The 1,948-nt window shown below is 72.9% G+C and carries 2 protein-coding genes and 1 pseudogene; 2 read left to right on the top strand and 1 reads right to left on the bottom strand.

Translation table 11 applies throughout. From position 1 onward, the window contains the following. A pseudogene (locus tag ACTUAL_RS19435) lies at positions 1-622 on the top strand (hypothetical protein); the annotation flags it as partial. 624 nt (positions 623-1,246) lie between these two features. On the opposite strand, the gene ACTUAL_RS19430 reads toward ACTUAL_RS19435, so the two are convergent. Continuing rightward, the gene (locus tag ACTUAL_RS19430; RefSeq protein WP_015803819.1) at positions 1,247-1,420 is read right to left on the bottom strand and encodes a CsbD family protein; all 174 of its coding nucleotides are present in this window, start codon (positions 1,418-1,420) and stop codon (positions 1,247-1,249) included. A 285-nt stretch (positions 1,421-1,705) separates the two neighbouring features. Here ACTUAL_RS19430 and ACTUAL_RS19425 point away from each other — a divergent pair. Beyond that, positions 1,706-1,948: ANTAR domain-containing protein (locus ACTUAL_RS19425; RefSeq protein WP_440901249.1), on the top strand; the 243-nt coding region annotated here is incomplete at its 3' end.

The following is a 1,948-nucleotide window of genomic DNA, read 5'->3' as shown; positions in this document are numbered from 1 at the left end:
GGTCCGCGTCGCCGTGGCGAACGTGCTGGGCGAGCCCGCGCTGACGGCCGAGGGCCGCGCGCTGCTGGCCGCCTCGGCGCACCGGCTGGACGCGTGCGCCGACCAGCCGTCCGTGGAGGTGGTGCGGGCGGTGGACCGGGTGGTGGCGGAGCAACTGGTGCTGTGGCGGATCAGGCACGTGCGCCCGTACCCGGCGGACGTCTCCTGCCTGACCGGCGCGTGGCTGGAACGCCGCCCGAAGCCGTTCCGGTTGCAGGTGCGGACCGAAGTTCACCCGACCGGGGCGGATCTGCCGGAGGTCGACCCGTCCGGGGTGGGCCGCGCGCCCGCGCGGGCCGCGCTGCTGCGCGCGCTCGCGACCGGGCGGGGGATGCCGGTGGCGGACGAGGTCGACGCGGCCTGCGCGCGCGGCGACGTCCGCACGGCCGTGGCCGGGTACCGCAAGCGCTTGCTGGCCGAGCCGGACGACCTCCAGGCGTGGGCCGGGTTGGCGCTGGCGTCCCGCCGGGAGGCGCTGCTCACCGTGCCGGAGGTGGTCAGGGCGGTGCACGCGGACGCCCTGGCCCGCACCGGGACCCCGCCGGACCCGCTGCTGCTGGCCGACTGGGTCGGCGAGCGCTGACGGGGGCGCGGGCGCGCTGACCGGGACGCCCGCGGGGAGCGCCCGCGCCGGATGTCGCAGGCGCCGGGAGTCCTGGCGCGCCAAGCGCTTCCGCCCCCGCTACGCCTCCTCCGCCACCCCCGCAACGTCTCGCACCTCACGCGGATTTTTGTTTGCGCGTCCCCGTCGCCCGGCATAACGTTCGAGTACACGAGGAAGGAGGTGGTCCCAAGTTGTGTAGCTATAGGACTCGTCGTGAGGTGGCTGTCCGCTAGGACCCGGCCTGATCTCGGCTGAGCCTGGCGAATACCAGGCAGCCACCCGCCCCCGACTGCTCCGAGCCAGTCCACTCGGCCCGCGCACCGGCTCCACGCGCGGGAAGCGGCACCGGGGTCGTCTCTTCCCCGGCCCGGAAGGCCTGGAAGGAAAACACGCAGGGCCGCCCGCACCCGACTGATCGGGGATGGGCGGCCCTGTGGTGTTCCGGGCGCGCGGCAGCACGCCGCGCAGTGCCGAACGTGTGCCCTTGCGGGCGGCAGCACGGGTGGAACGTCCCACCCGGACCGGTCGTCGGCGCGTCCCGCGCCCTCCACGACCGGTGATCGCACCTCGGTTCCGAGGAGCAGGCCCGACGCGTCGCGAGGACTACTTGCGGAACGCGTCCTTGACCTTCTCGATGCCCTGCTTCAGGGCGCCGGACGCGCGCTCCGCGCGGCCCTCGGCCTGCCACTGCTCGTTGCCGGTCGCCTCGCCCACGCCCTCCTTGGCACGGCCCTTCAGCTCCTCGGCCTTGTTGCTCGCCTTGTCGTCGATCCCCATGACCGGTCCTTTCAGTGGAGTCCGCTGTGCTCTCACTGACTACCCCCGCGACACCGGGCGGAAACCGGGACCTCAGGTGCACACCACGACCAGGGCTCGACTACGGTGATCGTCCTACGCGGTTGAAAAGCCAGCCGCAAGCCACCGGGTGTCCAAACAAGGGCGCCAGGGTCAGCGAGGGAACTCGTGCTGTGGGCTTGCCGGAGCTGGCTCGTCGCCGCGCGTCCGTCCCCTCGCACCGCTGGCAGGCGCTGACCAGTTCCGACGTGCGAGAGGAGCCCGACCGTGGTCGGGGACATGGGCCAGGACGATTCGCTGACCGCGCGGATCGCCAGCCTCGAAGCCGAGGTGAGGGGATTGCGCAACGCGGTGCAGACGCGCACCGTGATCGGGCAGGCGACCGGACTCATCGCGGCGGTGCAGGGGTGCACCCCGCAACAGGGGTTCCAGCTGCTGGTCCGCATGTCGCAGCACCACAACGTCAAGCTGCACACCATCGCCGTGAAGCTGATAGACCTCGCGGCCGAG

Source organism: Actinosynnema sp., from assembly GCF_052038725.1.
The sequence above is the reverse complement of the archived record's forward strand: the minus strand, read 5'-3'. Positions and strand labels throughout refer to the sequence as shown.